Origin of the sequence: Candidatus Pelagibacter sp. (assembly GCF_052049675.1) — a bacterium.
Taxonomy (GTDB): domain Bacteria; phylum Pseudomonadota; class Alphaproteobacteria; order Pelagibacterales; family Pelagibacteraceae; genus Pelagibacter.
In genome coordinates this window covers 737,101-753,283 of record NZ_JBNGZM010000001.1, presented here as the reverse complement: position 1 = coordinate 753,283, position 16,183 = coordinate 737,101, and the positions used below count along the sequence as shown (strand labels likewise).

General features: G+C 30.3%; 20 protein-coding genes. 18 read left to right on the top strand and 2 right to left on the bottom strand.

Features of this window, described 5'->3' with window-relative positions:
- Nucleotides 1-5 precede the first annotated feature (5 nt).
- The 9 genes from mreC (at nucleotide 6) to msrB (ending at nucleotide 8,836) form a co-directional block, all read left to right on the top strand.
- The gene (gene mreC, locus ACTT9L_RS04145; RefSeq protein WP_440928071.1) at nucleotides 6-854 is read left to right on the top strand and encodes a rod shape-determining protein MreC; all 849 of its coding nucleotides are present in this window, start codon (nucleotides 6-8) and stop codon (nucleotides 852-854) included.
- Nucleotides 854-1,372 carry a rod shape-determining protein MreD gene (gene mreD / locus ACTT9L_RS04140; protein ID WP_440928070.1) on the top strand — a complete coding sequence of 173 codons (519 nt, stop codon included), beginning with the start codon at nucleotides 854-856 and terminating at the stop codon, nucleotides 1,370-1,372. The genes mreC and mreD overlap by 1 nt, the downstream gene beginning before the upstream one ends.
- Nucleotides 1,365-3,287, top strand: a complete 1,923-nt coding sequence (mrdA, locus tag ACTT9L_RS04135; protein WP_440928069.1) for a penicillin-binding protein 2 — start codon at nucleotides 1,365-1,367, stop codon at nucleotides 3,285-3,287. The genes mreD and mrdA overlap by 8 nt, the downstream gene beginning before the upstream one ends.
- Entirely contained in the window at nucleotides 3,288-4,412 is a 1,125-nt protein-coding gene (rodA, locus tag ACTT9L_RS04130) for a rod shape-determining protein RodA (RefSeq protein WP_440928068.1), read from the top strand.
- Between the two features lie 63 nt (nucleotides 4,413-4,475).
- Nucleotides 4,476-5,717: an NAD(P)/FAD-dependent oxidoreductase gene (locus tag ACTT9L_RS04125; RefSeq protein ID WP_440928067.1), complete on the top strand. Its 1,242-nt coding sequence runs from the start codon at nucleotides 4,476-4,478 to the stop codon at nucleotides 5,715-5,717.
- Nucleotides 5,718-6,620 carry a DMT family transporter gene (locus ACTT9L_RS04120; protein ID WP_440928066.1) on the top strand — a complete coding sequence of 301 codons (903 nt, stop codon included), beginning with the start codon at nucleotides 5,718-5,720 and terminating at the stop codon, nucleotides 6,618-6,620.
- Nucleotides 6,613-7,563, top strand: a complete 951-nt coding sequence (locus ACTT9L_RS04115) for a D-2-hydroxyacid dehydrogenase family protein (protein WP_440928065.1) — start codon at nucleotides 6,613-6,615, stop codon at nucleotides 7,561-7,563. The genes ACTT9L_RS04120 and ACTT9L_RS04115 overlap by 8 nt, the downstream gene beginning before the upstream one ends.
- A 2-nt stretch (nucleotides 7,564-7,565) precedes the next feature.
- Complete coding sequence (locus ACTT9L_RS04110) at nucleotides 7,566-8,465, top strand: histone deacetylase family protein (protein WP_440928064.1); 900 nt, start codon at nucleotides 7,566-7,568, stop codon at nucleotides 8,463-8,465.
- Nucleotides 8,462-8,836 carry a peptide-methionine (R)-S-oxide reductase MsrB gene (gene msrB, locus ACTT9L_RS04105; RefSeq protein WP_440928063.1) on the top strand — a complete coding sequence of 125 codons (375 nt, stop codon included), beginning with the start codon at nucleotides 8,462-8,464 and terminating at the stop codon, nucleotides 8,834-8,836. Before ACTT9L_RS04110 ends, msrB begins: the two co-directional genes overlap by 4 nt.
- Nucleotides 8,837-8,846: 10 nt before the next feature.
- On the opposite strand, the gene grxC is transcribed toward msrB, so the two are convergent.
- The gene (gene grxC / locus ACTT9L_RS04100; protein WP_440928062.1) at nucleotides 8,847-9,104 is read right to left on the bottom strand and encodes a glutaredoxin 3; all 258 of its coding nucleotides are present in this window, start codon (nucleotides 9,102-9,104) and stop codon (nucleotides 8,847-8,849) included.
- Between the two features lie 3 nt (nucleotides 9,105-9,107).
- Nucleotides 9,108-9,404: a TIGR03643 family protein gene (locus ACTT9L_RS04095; RefSeq protein ID WP_440907558.1), complete on the bottom strand. Its 297-nt coding sequence runs from the start codon at nucleotides 9,402-9,404 to the stop codon at nucleotides 9,108-9,110.
- 117 nt (nucleotides 9,405-9,521) lie between these two features.
- Between ACTT9L_RS04095 and ACTT9L_RS04090 the strand changes: the two genes are divergently transcribed.
- The 9 genes from ACTT9L_RS04090 to ACTT9L_RS04050 all read left to right on the top strand — a co-directional run bounded on the left by ACTT9L_RS04090 (nucleotide 9,522) and on the right by ACTT9L_RS04050 (nucleotide 16,175).
- Nucleotides 9,522-10,136: a LysE family translocator gene (locus ACTT9L_RS04090; RefSeq protein WP_440928061.1), complete on the top strand. Its 615-nt coding sequence runs from the start codon at nucleotides 9,522-9,524 to the stop codon at nucleotides 10,134-10,136.
- An 86-nt stretch (nucleotides 10,137-10,222) separates the two neighbouring features.
- Nucleotides 10,223-11,461 carry an amino acid ABC transporter substrate-binding protein gene (locus tag ACTT9L_RS04085; RefSeq protein WP_440928060.1) on the top strand — a complete coding sequence of 413 codons (1,239 nt, stop codon included), beginning with the start codon at nucleotides 10,223-10,225 and terminating at the stop codon, nucleotides 11,459-11,461.
- A gap of 63 nt (nucleotides 11,462-11,524) precedes the next feature.
- The gene (locus tag ACTT9L_RS04080) at nucleotides 11,525-12,418 is read left to right on the top strand and encodes a branched-chain amino acid ABC transporter permease (RefSeq protein WP_440928059.1); all 894 of its coding nucleotides are present in this window, start codon (nucleotides 11,525-11,527) and stop codon (nucleotides 12,416-12,418) included.
- The gene (locus ACTT9L_RS04075; RefSeq protein WP_440928058.1) at nucleotides 12,415-12,597 is read left to right on the top strand and encodes a hypothetical protein; all 183 of its coding nucleotides are present in this window, start codon (nucleotides 12,415-12,417) and stop codon (nucleotides 12,595-12,597) included. Before ACTT9L_RS04080 ends, ACTT9L_RS04075 begins: the two co-directional genes overlap by 4 nt.
- Nucleotides 12,584-13,636, top strand: a complete 1,053-nt coding sequence (locus ACTT9L_RS04070; protein ID WP_440928057.1) for a branched-chain amino acid ABC transporter permease — start codon at nucleotides 12,584-12,586, stop codon at nucleotides 13,634-13,636. The genes ACTT9L_RS04075 and ACTT9L_RS04070 overlap by 14 nt, the downstream gene beginning before the upstream one ends.
- Complete coding sequence (locus ACTT9L_RS04065) at nucleotides 13,633-14,373, top strand: ABC transporter ATP-binding protein (RefSeq protein ID WP_440928056.1); 741 nt, start codon at nucleotides 13,633-13,635, stop codon at nucleotides 14,371-14,373. The genes ACTT9L_RS04070 and ACTT9L_RS04065 overlap by 4 nt, the downstream gene beginning before the upstream one ends.
- On the top strand, nucleotides 14,373-15,158 hold the full coding sequence (locus tag ACTT9L_RS04060; RefSeq protein WP_440924955.1) for an ABC transporter ATP-binding protein: 786 nt from the start codon (nucleotides 14,373-14,375) through the stop codon (nucleotides 15,156-15,158). Before ACTT9L_RS04065 ends, ACTT9L_RS04060 begins: the two co-directional genes overlap by 1 nt.
- A complete protein-coding gene (locus tag ACTT9L_RS04055; RefSeq protein WP_440928055.1) occupies nucleotides 15,158-15,862 on the top strand; it encodes an AzlC family ABC transporter permease in 705 nt (234 codons plus the stop codon). Before ACTT9L_RS04060 ends, ACTT9L_RS04055 begins: the two co-directional genes overlap by 1 nt.
- Nucleotides 15,852-16,175: an AzlD domain-containing protein gene (locus ACTT9L_RS04050; RefSeq protein WP_440928054.1), complete on the top strand. Its 324-nt coding sequence runs from the start codon at nucleotides 15,852-15,854 to the stop codon at nucleotides 16,173-16,175. Before ACTT9L_RS04055 ends, ACTT9L_RS04050 begins: the two co-directional genes overlap by 11 nt.
- Nucleotides 16,176-16,183: the final 8 nt, after the last annotated feature.

Genomic DNA, 16,183 nt, shown 5'->3' with positions numbered 1-16,183 from the left:
GAAAAATGGCTACTGGCAGAGATGATTTTGTTATTGCCATTAGGTCAGCTTTTTTAAAAAAAAAAGATAAACAAAAATTTTCATTACTCACTCTAATTTTTGTATCAATTTTTGTAATTGTCTTAAGTGATCTTAATTTTAAAGCAATAAAATTTGTTAAATTAGGAGTCAATGAAGTAATTTATAGATCATCTCATATCGTATCAATCCCAGAAAATAAATTAAAAGAAATAACCTCCAAATTCAAATCACATATGGAACTATATGAAAGTAACCGGAAAGAATTTATTAAAATAAAAAACTCTGATCAACTGAAATTACAAAATGAGTTTTTAACTGCAGAAAATAAAAAGCTTAGAAAATTACTTGATGAAAGTATAAATTCACAAGAAATATTTGCCAGAGTTTTAATTGATAAAGACAGTCCATATTTAAAATCAGTAGTATTAAATAAAGGTACGAAAGATAAAGTGAAAATTGGAATGGCTGTAATTGATGAGGTTTATTTAGTGGGACAAATTATTGAGGTAAATTATAGTAATTCTAGAGCATTACTTTTGTCTGACCTAAATAGCAAAATACCTTCTGTTTTAGAGCCAGATGATATACAGGCCGTAGTTTCTGGAACAGGAAGCAATTTTGGAACCGTCGAACATACTCAAATTGATTATAAAGAATCTCTTAATAATAAAGAAATTATTGCTTATACCTCAGGCCTTGGTGGACTTTTTAAGCCAGGGATACCAATAGGAAAAATAGATAATAATTCTGACGGACAAATTAATTTTTTTTCTGATTTCACTCAATTGAATTATGTAAAAATTGTCTCTTATAATTTTGGTGGGAAAAAATAATGTCATCACTTAATAAAAGTCCCTTCTTAAGAATATTTCTATCTTATCTTCCTATTATAATGTTATTTTTTTCAGTATTTAATGAATTTGATTTTAATTATTTAAAACTTGATTATTTTGCTTTTAATTTTGTTCATTTATTAATTTTCTTTTGGACTTTAAGAAATCCTGATCAACTAGGTTATCTTGCAATTTTCTTTGCAGGTATAATTAATGATGTTGTAATTGGAATACCAATTGGAATTAGTAGTTTTTGTTATCTTATTATTTGCTCAGTAACAGCATATTTAAGAAATATTACTTTATCTCCAAACTTTATAAAGGATTGGATATCATTATTATTTACAATTTTATTAATAAACTCAATTCAAGTAATTATTTTAGATTTAGTTTTTTTAATTAAAATTGATTACACTAATTATTTAATTAATTCTGGATTCACATTTTTATTTTATCCAATATTTTTTCTATTTTTTAATTTTTTAAACGAGAGAATTTCATATCAGACTAATGATTAAATCTAACTCAGGAATAAGAAAAACTGATGTAATTAATAGACGGATGTTCATAATCGGAGCAGCAAAAATAGTGATTTTTGTTGGTATCGTTGCTCGGTTATTTTCTCTTCAAATAAACGAAAATAAAAAATATCTTACTCTTTCAGATAAGAATAGAATTAGAGAATGGAAACTCCCGCCTACAAGAGGAAATATAGTTGATTATTTTGGAAATGTAATTGCAGGCAATTTGAAAGTTTACCAATTACATATAATTCCGGAGCAAGTTGAGAATTTTAATTATTTATTAGTTAGATTGAAAAATCTTTTAAATTTGAGTGACAAGAGAATTGCAAGAATAAACAAATTAAAATCAGAGTTAAAACCGTGGGATAGTATTATTGTTTCTGAAAATTTGAGTTGGAGTCAATTTGTAAAGATAAACAATTATTTATATGACCTGGTTGGTGTAAAACCGGTAATGACAATCTCAAGAAACTATCCATTTAATGATGTATATACACATGTTCTTGGATATGTGAGCCAACCAAATGAACAAGAAATTTTAGACAATCAAATTATTCAAGAAAGATTTGTACCTGGGATGAAAATTGGAAAACTAGGTTTAGAGAAAAGACTTGAAAATCATTTAATTGGAACAAATGCAATTCAAAGATATGAAGTTAATGCTTACGGTAAAAGAATTAATCAACTTGAGCATCAAAAAGGGCAGCAAGGATCAAAAATACGTTTGACTGTAGATACAGAAATACAAAAAGCTTGTGGTGAGTTGTTAAATGAAAAAGCAGGATCAATAAGTGTAATGGATATTTACACAGGAGATATTATTGCAATGTATTCATCTCCATCTTATGATCCAAATTTATTTTTATTCGGTATAAGTCAAGATGAATGGCAATTAATTAGAAACAATCCATTAAAACCCCTAATTAACAAAACTCTTTCTGGCTTATACTCACCAGGTTCAACCATAAAACCAATCGTTGCTCTCTCAGCTTTAGAAAACAAAGTAGTTGATACGAAGTTTAAAGTTAAATGCACTGGAAAAATGGAGTTATACGGACAAACATTTCATTGTTGGAAGGAAAAAGGACATGGTTGGGTTAGTATGAAAAATGCAATGAAACAATCGTGTGATACTTATTTTTATGAAGTTGCAAGATTGTTAGGTGTCGATAGATTGAATATTACAGCTCAAAAGTTCGGTTTAGGCAAAAAAGTACTTGGTGAATACTTTGATACTGAAAAAAAAGGACTATTCCCAAGCACAAAATGGAAAAAAAATAATCTCGGCAGGGGCTGGGTATTAGGAGAAACACTAATAACAGGTATTGGTCAAGGCTATATACAATCAACGCCCTTACAACTCTGCATGATGACGGCTCAAATTGCTAACGGTGGATATGCGATAAAACCTAAAATAATTGTTGATAGCAATCCAATTTCTTATGAAGCTGCAAAACAATCAATGCAAAGTGGGTTGGTATTTGACTCTAATTCTGTTTCCCTATTAGATAAAAAATTATTTAAAGATAAAAAAAATATTAAGATTGTTCAAGAAGCTATGTTTGCTTCAACAAATGAAAGATTTGGAACCTCATATAAATCAAGAATTGATGATCCTAAATATCAATTTGCAGGAAAAACTGGAACAGCACAGGTTAAGAGAATAAGTAAAAGGGAAAGAGAATTAGATTTAGAATTAGAGCAAATACCTTACAAAGATAGAGATCATGCATTGTATGTTGCTTATGGCCCTTACATAAATCCAAGATATGCTTTGAGTGTAATTATAGAGCACGGTGGCTCAGGTAGTAAAGCAGCAGCACCTCTTGCAAAAACACTATTTAAATTAATTATTGATAGACATGAATTAAGAAACAAACAATCAAATTTTGAGAGGATTACAATATAAATGTTTCAACACGATAGATTGAATAATGAGATTACTTTATTCCAAAAAATAAAAAATTTAGACTATATATTGTTAATTTCTGTTATCATTCTTTCTGTAATAAGTGTTTTTGTTATGTATTCTACTGATGGAGGTGAAATACTTTTTCATACAAAAAATCATCTTGTAAAACTTGCGGTTTTTTTTCCACTAATGATTTTTGTAGCTTTCTTTAACATAAAATTTTGGCATAATTTTTCATATATTATTTACATTCTAGTAATAGTTTTATTAATTTATGTATCCTTTTTTGGGATTAAGGCCTCAGGTTCGCAAAGATGGATGGACGTATATTTTTTTGTACTTCAGCCGTCTGAATTAATGAAAATAGCAATTATAATGTGTCTTGCTAAATATTATCACAGGTTAAAAATAGAAAATGTAAATTCATTTACTAGCATTACAATTGTATTGTCAGTTATATTAATTCCTACAATTTTTGTAGTTTCTCAGCCTGACCTTGGTACCTCAATACTTATTGCATTAAGCGGATTAATTATATTATGGTTGGGAGGGGTAAAAATTAAATATTTTATTTATTCATTTATTATCTTCTTAATTTCGCTGCCATTTATAATTTCATTCTTAAAACCCTATCAAAAACTTAGAATACTTACTTTTTTAGATCCTGATAGAGATCCTTTAGGTGCGGGATACCAAATCATACAATCAAAAATAGCAATTGGTTCAGGTGGTCTTGATGGAAAGGGCTTTTTAAAAGGGACACAGAGTTATTTAGACTTTCTACCTGAAAAACACACAGATTTTATATTCACCTTATTCTCAGAAGAGTTTGGTTTTATTGGTTCGGTTGGACTGTTGATATTATACTCTATCATAATTTTTAGAATTATAAGAATAGGATCTATCTCAAGAAGTAATTTTGCAAGACTTTTTTGTTTTGGATACGCTTTCGCAATATTTATTTACATTGTTGTAAACTTATCTATGGTTTTAGGCTTGCTACCTATAGTTGGCTCTCCATTGCCAATAATGTCTTATGGTGGCTCTTCAATGTTAGCTACGATGATTGGCTTTGGAATAGTATTAAGTGCAAAAATTAATCATAAACAAATGATTGCATAATAAAATTAAAATTTGCATAATTTGTCACTCTGAAATTATAATATTTAATTGTATAACAACTCGATGAATAAAAATCTTAAAGTAGGAATAGTTGGAGCAGGCATTCAGGGTGTATCCAATGCTCTATTTCTTCAAAAAAAAGGTTTTAATGTAACCATTTTTGATAGAGATAACCCAGGCAGCCATGCTGCCTCTTATGGTAATGCTGGTCATTTTTCTCCATATGCATCTCTTTCTTTAAATAGAACCGATGTTCTTGCAGATGTTCCCGCTATGCTCTTAAGTTCTTCAGGCCCACTAGCTTTAAAATGGAATTATGTCCCTAAAATGATTCCGTGGTTTATAAAATTTATAATGAACACAACTAAATCTAAGATGATGCATACTGCTAAAAATATGCATCAAATTTTAGATTTAGCTTTACCAGCTTACGATGAATTGTTTGAAGAGGTGGACCTAGAAGGTTTAGTTGAAAACAAGGGTATTCTTTATATTTGGAATGATAAAGATTTGAAAAGTAGAGAATTAGAAATAAGAGTTAGAGATGAACTGGGTGTTAAGCAACAACTAGTTAGCAAATCCGAAATTCACGATCTTGAACCTCATATCAAACCATTTTACCACGCAGGCGTATATTATCCTTATGCAAGACATGCAAGAAACCCAAAAAGAATTCTTTTAAAGTTGTTTAATTTATTTTTACAAAAAGGAGGAAAATTTAATAAAGTAAATATTAAAGATATTAGTTTTGATGAAGAAAAACCAGTTTTTAAAACTGAAAACCAAAGTTATGTTTTTGATAAGGTGGTGATAGCTTGTGGTGCTTTTTCAAAGAAATTAACAGATAATCTTGGTGAAAAAATACCTTTAGATACAGAACGTGGATATCATGTTCATTTTAAAAATTGTGATCATTTATTAAGTAGGCCAGTAATATTTTCTAATCGTGGATTTGGAATTACACCGATGGAACAGGGTTTAAGAGTAGTTGGAACTGTTGAATTTGGTGGATTAGACAATCCATTATCGAAATCAAGAATTAAAAATTTGATAAGTAATGCAAAATATATGCTAGGAGATTTACCTGAGCATGAGGATGAATGGTTGGGATTTAGACCCACTTTACCTGACTTTTTACCTGTTATGGGACCATCAAAAAATTACAAAAACGTTTATTATTGTTTTGGACACCATCATTTAGGATGGACTTTGGGCCCAATTTCTGGAAAGATTGTTTCAGGAATGATAGCGAATGAAAATACAAATTTAGATTTAAAGCCTTATAGTTCGCTTAGATTTAATTAAGTGACAAAAGATAATAATTTTTTAGCTTACTTATATCTTTTCTTGACAGTAACATTTTGGGCAGGAAACTTCGTGGTTGGAAAACTTGCAAGTTTTTATGAGGTACCACCTTTTTCATTAAACTTTTATCGATGGCTTTTTGCATGGTTAATTTTAGCTCCTTTTACAATCTCTGAAATAATAGAGAAAAGAAACTATATTATAAAGAATTATAAGCTTTTTATTATATTGGGAGTTACGAGCATAACAGTATTTAACTCAATTGTTTATTATTCTCTTAATTTTACACAAGTTATTAGTGGAGTATTAATGATTTCAACAATACCTGTGATGATAATGTTGTTTTCATCAATTTTAAAAATTGAAAAAACAAATATATTTCAGATTATTGGAGTAGTTTTTTCTTTTGCTGGTGTAATTATGATTATTACAAAAGCAAACCTGGAAATATTAAAAAATTTAGACTTTAATAAAGGTGATATTACTATGGTGATAGCAATGTTTTCATGGGCTTTATACTCAACGTTGTTAAAAGGAAAACAATATGAATTAACTCAAATATCATTACTCCAAGTAGTAATTACTTTTGGTTTAATATTTCTAATACCAATTTATTTTATTGAATATCAAATTGGCTTTAGAATTAATTTAGAATTGCCTTTTATTTTAATTTTATCCTATGTGGTTTTGTTTCCAGGTTTAGCATCTTTTCTTTTATGGATAAAAGGAATATCCATGATTGGCGCTAATCGTTCTGGTGTTTTTTTACACTTAATGCCAATATTAAGCGCAATAATGGCAATGATCTTTTTTAGTGAAAAATTTATGTTTTATCATATTTTAGGCGCTTGTTTTATTATTACAGGAATATTGTTATCAAATAAGAAAGTTAAAAATGCTTAAAGTCGCTATATTAGATGATTATCAAAACGTTGCTCAACAATTTGTGGATTTAGGAAAACTATCTGGAAAATATGAGTTCAAGATATTTAGTGAACCTTTTTTAGATGAAGCTGACACAATTGAACAATTAGCTGATTTTGAAGCTTTATTAATAATGAGAGAAAGAACTCCTATTACAAAAAATTTGATTGACAATTTAAACAACTTAAAATTTATAATTACAAGCGGATTAAGAAATAAATCTATTGATCTAGATGCTACGAAAAAAAGAAAAATTATTGTTTGTGGTACAGATATAAATTTAAACCCAACCCCTGAATTAACTTGGGCACTAATTCTAGGTTTAGCTAGAAATTTTAAAGAAGAGTTTGACAATATGTATCAAGGGTATTGGCAAACAACAATTGGAGTGGAATTGAAAGGAAAAATTCTAGGTTTAATTGGTCTAGGCAGAGTAGGTTCTGAAGTTGCAAAAATTGGAAAAGCATTTGGAATGCAAGTAATGGCCTGGAGTGAAAATTTGAGCTTAGATAAGTGCAAAGAATTAGATATACTCCCTTGTAGCAAAGATGACTTAATCACAAATTCTGACGTTCTTTCAATTCACGTTCAAGGAGGTGAAAGATACAAAGACTGTATTACCATAAAAGAATTTGATAAAATGAAAAAGACAGCTTTTTTGATAAACACTTCTAGAGGACCTATTGTTAATGAGGATGATTTAATTATTGCATTGTCAACCAATGTAATTGCAGGAGCTGGAATTGACGTCTATGATAAAGAACCTTTACCTGAAAATAATAAACTAAGGTTTTTACCTAATGCACTTCTTACTCCACATATAGGTTATGTGACAGCAGAAAATTATAGTATTTTTTATAATCAAATGATTGAAGGATTAGAGGCTTGTGTTGATGGAAAGCCAGTACGTGTTTTAGAGTAACGATGGATTTACCAGTGGTTAATCATGAGGATTATTTTGCCAAAATTGGAGATGATCATAAATTTCCTATAAACAAGTTTGGAGAATTGGCAAATTATTTGATCCAAAATAAAATCGTTAAAAAGTTTTATCAACCATATGCTTGTTCGCTTGAAACATTGAGTTACGCACATTCAAAAGAGTATATCTCTAACATCAAAAATAAAACATTAAGTAAAGATGAAGTAAAAAAAATTGGATTTCCACTTGTTGATAGTGTTGTTCAGAGATCATTAGTAGCTACTGGTGGTACTGTTTTAGCCTCTAAACTTGCAATTAATTATGGAATATCATGTAATACTGCTGGCGGTAGTCATCACGCAAACTATGATGGTGGAGCTGGATACTGCGTTTTTAATGATGTAGCTGTTGCTGCTCATTATCTACTAAATCGAGGCTTGGCTAACAAAATATTAATTGTTGATTTAGATGTTCATCAAGGAAACGGAAATTCAGAAATTTTTAAAGAAAATAGAAGTGTTTTTACTTTCAGTATGCACTCTAAAACTAATTATCCAGCCAAAAAATCTAATAGCGATTTAGATGTGGAGCTAGAAGATAATTTAGAGGATGATGCTTACATTAATACACTTAAACATTATTTAAATGAGTTAAATCAAGAAAATTTTGATTTTGTTTTCTATATAGCTGGAGTAGATATTCATTTTAACGATAGATTAGGTAAACTAAAAATATCTGATGAAGGTATTAAATCTAGAGACGAGCTTGTTATCGAAAACTTTTTTTCTAAAAGAATACCCTTTTGTGGTGTTTTAGGTGGTGGTTATAATAAAGATTTTAAAAAATTAGTTGAATTACATTCAATCTTACATAAATCCTGTGCTAAATATATAGGATCATGACAAAAAAAATAAATCCAAATTTAACTGTGGAACAAAAATTAATCTTATTCGAAGAAGGGACTGAGCTTGCTGGTTCGAGTGAACTCAATCATGAAAAAAGAGAAGGAAGTTTTCATTGTGCAAATTGTGGAGAAAAATTATTTGACTCAAAAACAAAATATGAGAGTGGTTCAGGCTGGCCTTCATTTTATGATTCTTTACCAGATGTATTTGAAACCAAAACGGATCATCACATAGGTTATGCAAGAACCGAGTATCATTGTAAAAAATGTGGAGGACATCATGGTCATATATTTGAAGATGGACCTGAACCTACAGGAAAAAGATTTTGTAATAACGGCGTTTGTTTAATTTTTAAACCAAAAGTATAAATTGTTAAAATTAATTTTTTAAAAGATCTTGAAGTTTATTTTCTTTTTCTAGTGCTCTAACTTCATCATAACCGCCAATATGCTCTTCATCAAAAAAGATCTGGGGAATTGTTCTTTTACCATTTGCCTTTTTAATCATTTCATCCATTGCTCCATCAACTTTTGAAATATCAATTTCATTATATGTTGCATTATTTCTTGCTAATAATCTTTTAGCTGCTTCACAATAATTACAAAAGGGACCCGTATACATGGTAATTTTTTTCATATTTTATAAATAATCACCTTTTTTAATTTTACTAGTTATTTCTTTTCTAGAGTATTCAAACTTTTTGCGATGTTTTATACTTTTTTGATTTACTCTTTTTCTCCATAATCTGAAAGATGATGGTTTTAGAGACCTCCTCATAATTTTAATTACATCAGATTCTTTCTTTCCAGTTTTTTTTTCAATTTCTTCAAAAGTTATCCTGTCTGCCCAAGCTGCCCAAATGATCCAATCAGGATCGTCCATTTTGGGTTCTGGATTTTTGACTTTTGTAATTGGCCTGTGACCTTTTTTTTTCATAAATCCTTTATATTTGAAAAAAATATTTAATGCATTTTTTTTAGCCTTTGATATTATATATTTGATAGTCCTTCTTAGCCATCTTTAGCTCCCGGTTTTTAAGGACTATCTTTTTTTATGCTCCCCCTAGATTTTATACTTTATCTACAGATAATTATTTTTTTATTTATTACACCTGGAACTCCCAGGATTGTAATTATCTCTTATTCAATGAATTACGGTGTTGGAAAATGTGTATGGTCTGCCTTAGGAGACGTAACTGCAAATTTGCTTCAAGCAACTTTAGTTATTTTTGTCATTGGATCTTTTTTTTCAGAGAACTCAATAGCACTTAATGGGTTTAAATGGATCGGAATAGTTTATTTATTATATTTGGCTTATGATATTTATAAATCTCGACCAAAAAGTATTACAAATGAAGGAGAAATAAAAAAAAGCAACTTATCTTTTTTTAGAGATGGTTTTTTAGTTGCTGGTACAAGTCCTAAGGCTTGGATGTTTTTTCCTTTTATTTTTCCTCAATTTATTGACTTTAATTCAAATTTATTGGTTCAATTTGTAATTTTAATTACAACTTATATCGTTTTAGATTTTTTATCTTTAATTGGCTACGCAATGCTCGCACAACAACTAATAAAGTGGATAACTGCAAATCCAAAAATAATTAATACAATTTCTGCGAGTGTTTTAGTAATTATAGCCGCAATAATCGTTGTAACTCAACAATATTAATTAGATCTGGCCTTTATTGCCACTTGCATAAAATAAAATTTCTTTATTTAATCATTATATAATTAATTAATTAAAGAGGAAATAAAATGAGATTAAATAAAATAATTTTAAGTTTTGTTTCTGCATTAGTAATTTTATTTTCAACTTCTGTTGCATCTTTTGCAAAAGTAGTTGGTGACAAAATTATTTTAGGTGCTGCGATTTCCTTAACTGGTAAATACTCATCTAATGGTGTTCATACTCAAAATGGTTATAACATGGCCGTTGATAGAATTAACAGCATGGGTGGTGTTAAAGTTGGTGGAAAGACTTATAAGTTTGACATTATTTATTACGATGATGAGTCAAACCCTAAGAGAGCTGCACAGCTTGCAGAAAGATTAATATCACAAGATGGTGTTGAGTTTATGCTTGGCCCTTACAGTTCTGGTTTAACTAAAGCGATTGCTCCAGTGACTGAAAAATATGGTGTTCCAATGGTTGAAGCAAATGGTGCATCTAGATCTTTGTTTACAAAAGGTTACAAATATTTATTTGCTGTATTAGCTCCAGCTAATTTATATCTTGATGTTGCTATAGATCTAGCAGTTGAAAAGAATAATGGAAAAGGAGTTACCGTTGCAATGGCGTTTGAACAAGATGCATTTTCTCAAGATGTGAGACTTGGTGTGTTAGATGCAATTAAGAGAACTGGCTCTAAAAAAGTAATTGATGACAAATTACCAAAAGAGCTTAATGATATGGCCGCTACTTTAGTCAAAGTGAAACAAATGAAACCAGATGTTTTAGTTGTTTCAGGTCACACTAAAGGTGCTCTAACTGCTATCAGACAAATATCGGAGATGAAAGTTGATGTTCCAATGTTAGCTATGACACATTGTGATGCTGCTAAATTATCAAAGCAACATGGTAAAAACTCACAATATGCTTTATGCGCTTCTCAGTGGCACAAAACACTAACTTATAAAGATGATTTCTTTAAAGATGGTATGACCTATGATGCAGACTTTACTAAAGAGTTTGGTTATGCACCTCCATACCAAGCAGCAGAGTCTTCAGCTGCCCTATTGGTATTTAAAGATGCATTCGAGAGAGCAAATTCTTTTGATCAAAAGAAAGTAAGAGATGCTCTTGCAGCTACTAATATGCAAACTTTTTATGGAAACATAAAATTTGCAGAAGGTGGTCAGAATGTTGACAAGCCAATGGTACTTTTCCAGGTTATGTGTGATGATGGAGGAAAATGTGAAAACAAAGTTGTTGCTCCAACTAAATGGGCTTCAGCTAAATTGATTCACCCAATCCCTTCGTGGTCTGAAAGATAAAACAAATCTATAAATACCCCCTAATATAATATATATAGGGGGTATTTTTTTATAGGATTCATTATGGATTTCATGGTCTTCCAGTATCCAATGATTTCTGTTCAAGCATGTTTGGATGGAATTTTACTTGGAATTTTATTTGCATTGATTGCTTATGGTATGGCTCTTCAATGGGGAGTAATGAATATTATAAATATCGCTCAAGGCGATCTTGTTATTTTAGGAGGGTACATTGCTTACTTTATGTATCTTTATGGAATTCATCCAGCTTGGGGAGTAATCGTATCTCCAATAATAATGTTCTTTGTTGGTATAGCAATTTACAAACTTGTAATTAATAAAGTAGTAGATAGAGATTTATTTATCTCTATTTTAGCAACTTTTGGAATAAGTATTCTTTTCATGCAATTAATGAACTTCGCATTTGGAGCTGACGTTGTTCTTGCAAATTCAGATTATGGAACAACTATGTTATTTAACAGCAACGTAGTGTTACCAAATTCAAAAATATTTTCAGCTTTTATAAGCATTTTATTTGCAATTTGTTTAGTAATTTACATGAAAAAATCTAAGCTTGGTCGTGCAATTAGAGCTACAGCGCAAAATGCAAGAGCTGCAAAGATTTTAGGCGTTGATACAGAAAAAGTTTATGCAGCAACTTTTGGAATTAATGCTGCTCTATGTGGTGTTGCTGGAGCTTTAATCTCCATAACATTCACTATTCACCCCTATATGGGATTACCATACACAATAAGATCATTTATGATTGTTATCGTTGCAGGTCTTGGCAATTTACCAGGTGTTGCTATGTCAGGTATGGGGCTAGGTGTATTTGAAGAATTTGCAGACTATATTCTAGGAACAGAATTTAGGATTGGTTCTGTATTTTTACTATTAGTACTAATTCTAGTTTATAGAAGATTTAAACTTTCAAGAAAAAGAGAGTATTTAAAATGAAAAAAGTTGAAATTATTGATGATACTGGCAATAAAATTAAGGTTGATATTAAAAAATTTAAAAAACATTTAGATGAATATCATTTAAATGGATCAAGTATACATGAAGAAAATGGACATTATTTTACAGTTGATCAAAAATTTAGAAATAAAATAAATAGTTTATATGAACAAGAATAATTTAATTTTATATTCTGGAATTTTATTATTCGGTTTAGCTGCTCCATTTTTATTTCCTGCTTTTAAAGTTCAGTTATCAATACTGTGTGTATTGATTGTACTTGCAACTACTTGGAATATCCAAGGTGGTGAAATGGGTTATAATTCATTTGGAAATATTCTTTTTTATGGTCTTGGAATGTATCTATGTGCCTCTGTTCAAGTTGGAATGTTTTTCCCACTAGCTGAGTGGACTGAAAGTGGTGGCGAGAAAACATTTGTGCATACACCGGCACAATTTTTTCAGGGAATGGCTGTCGGGTTGATAGTCGCTGCAATTGTACCAACTATTGTGGCAGGTTTAATTGGATACTCTATTTTAGGACTTCGAGGACATTATTTTGCTATTTGTACATTAGGATTAGGTGTTGCGGCAGGCGAAATTTCTGGAGGAATTGAAATTATTGGAGCAGGACAAGGTTTCACAACACCACCATTTCCTGAAGTTGGAAGTTTAGATTCAAGAGGTGAATTTTTCTATTTCTTAAGTTTTTTTGTTTTAGTACTGACTTTCATAGCTGTGAGAGGAATTTATACCACTAGATTTAAGTTAATATTAAATGCAATTAGGGATAACGAAGATAAAGCAGAAGCAATGGGAATTGAAACAATGAAATATAAAATCATTGGATGGATGATCTCAGCTTTCTTCTGTGGATTAGCTGGTGGAATAATGGGGGGATTAGTTGGATACATTGACTCTACTGATGTTGCATTTGATGGTAGAGAGATGGGAGTCTTCATGGTTTTAATGGCAATATTGGGTGGCAAAGGTACACTTTGGGGTCCAATTATTGGAGCAACTGTATTCCATATTTTTAAAGAAGGTTTTTGGACATTCTTCTTAGGTTGGCAGTATGTTGCTCTTGGAGTTTTGATTGTTGTAATTGTAATTTATTTCCCAGAAGGAATTATGGGATGGTTAAGAGAAAAATATCCAGAACGATTTGGTGAAGTAATTGATGAAAAAGATCGTAAAGCACAGGTAGAACTTAAATGAGTATTTTAGAAGTAAGCAATGTAAGTAAATCATTTGGTGGTGTTAAAGCAAATGTTGACATTTCAATGAATGTTGAAAAAGGGAAGATAGTTGGATTAATTGGGCCAAATGGTTCAGGCAAAACTACATTATTTAATTCAATTGTAGGTACTTACCCAATAGATAACGGATCTATTAAGTTTAATGGTGAAGAAGTTTCAGAGTTACCAGTCCCAGTTATTGCTAAGCTTGGACTGCTAAGAACTTTTCAACAGACTAGAATTTATGGAAAACTTAACTGCATAGAAAATATGCTTATTAGTCACAAAGGTAGTGATGCAAATTTAATGAAAATATTTTCTAAAATTCCAAAAGAATTAACAGAAAAAGCAGAAAATCTATTAAATTTTGTAGGATTGTATCAAAAAAGAAAACTAAGGGCTGGAGATCTATCTTTTGGTCAACAGAAATTACTTGAGCTTGCTATGGCATTAATGAATGAACCAGAGATGTTACTTCTAGATGAGCCTACAGCTGGAATTAATCCAACACTAATAAATGGTATTATAGACAGATTAATTAAAGTTAATCAGGATTTTGGAATAACCCTTTTGGTTATTGAACATAATATGAGAGTGATTATGCAATTAGCAGAAAATATTTTTTGTTTAGCTCATGGTAAAATGTTGGCTAATGGATCACCAGATGAAATTAAAAATGATAAACGTGTCATTGATGCGTATTTAGGAGCTCAATAATGGCTAATCAATATGAGGTATTAGGAAAAGCTCCAACTCCAGATGATTTAAAAAAATTATCTCCAAATGAAGTTCATTTAACAATAAAAAATTTAAATGCAGGTTATGGAAAAATGGAAATTTTACATAACTTTGATTTATTTGTGAATAAAGCACAGTCTTTGTGTTTGATTGGTCCCAATGGTGCAGGCAAATCTACAATTCTTCACTCAATATATGGTTTTACAAATATTTTTTCTGGTCAAATTGAACTTGAAGGAAAAGAAATTACAAATCTTACCCCAGCAGAAAAGTTAAAGTCAGTTGGTATAGCTTATATATTGCAGGACAACTCTGTATTTCCAGATATGACAGTAGAAGAAAACTTATTAATGGGAGGATATATAAAAGAAAAAACAGATGAATCATTTGAAGAGGCTGAAAGAATTTTTGAAAAGTATGAAAGGTTAAGAAATAGAAGAAACCAACCTGCAAAAGTATTATCTGGAGGTGAGAGAAGATTATTAGAAATATCAAGAGCATTAGTTATGAAACCTTCAGTACTTTTAGTAGACGAACCGTCAATTGGACTTGAACCCAGATATATTGAAATGGTTTTTGAAATATTAAGAGATCTTCAGCAAAATGAAAAAAAAACAATCATTCTAGTTGAGCAAAATGCCAAAAAAGGATTAGAGTTTGCAGATATTGGATACGTTTTGGTATCTGGGCAAACTGCAATTGCGGGTAAAGGAGATGATTTACTTCAAAATCCTGATGTTGGTAGACTGTTCCTAGGTGGATAATGATTAAAAAAAATTTTTTCTTTAAAGGATATAGATCTATATTTACTCATGATAGTCCAGCTATCGCTCTCACCTGTTGCTTTATAGCTATTGGAGCTCTATTTAAAAATTTAGGTTTTAATATTCAAGAAAGTATTTTTTCAACTGTTTTAACTTATGCTTTACCAGGCTCACTAGTGATGGCCGAGTCCATGTTAATTGGAGCATCTTTGTTAAATATTTTTTTGGCAGTATGGATTGTTAATGCAAGACTTTACCCTATGGCTGTATCTTTATTTCCGTTAATGATGCATAAAAGTCAACCTAAGTGGAAGTATTATTTTTCATGTCATTTCATTGCTATTTCCGCATGGCTAATCATGAAAAGCAATTATAAAAACATTCCAAAAAAACATAGAATTGATTATTGGATTGGTATTGGAAGTGCAACAGTAAGTGTATCAGTAATTGGAACATTTTTAGGTTTCTCTTTTTCAGAACATTTGAATAAAGATATGATGTTGGGTTTAGCAATTCTTAACCCAGTTTATTTTCTATGTATGATGATTGGTGCATCTAAAACTATACCAGTAACTCTATCAGTTTTATTTGGAACTATATTAGGACCAATTATTTATTTACTCTCACCAGAGTGGTCAATTTTGATAGCAGGTATAATTGGCGGAACCTTAGCTTATCTAGTAGGAGAGCACAGTGTCAGCTAATATTGTTTACGCAATCCTTGTTACGTCTTTAGCAACATTTTTGTCTAGATTTTTGGGCGCTCTAACATCTGAGGGTATTAAAGAAACTTCCAAGCTTTTTAAGTGGTTTAATTGTTTAGCCTATGCAACCTTGGCAGCACTAATAGCTAGAACTATAATTTTTCCTGCTGGTATTTTGGTAGATGCTAGTTATTACAGTAGATCAATTGTTGTGTTTTTATCCTTGTTTGTTTTTTTTATTTCTAAGAAAAACTTTGTTTATCCAACAATTTTCTCAGCTATTTGTATGGCAATAATTAACAATTATATCTGATTAAATTG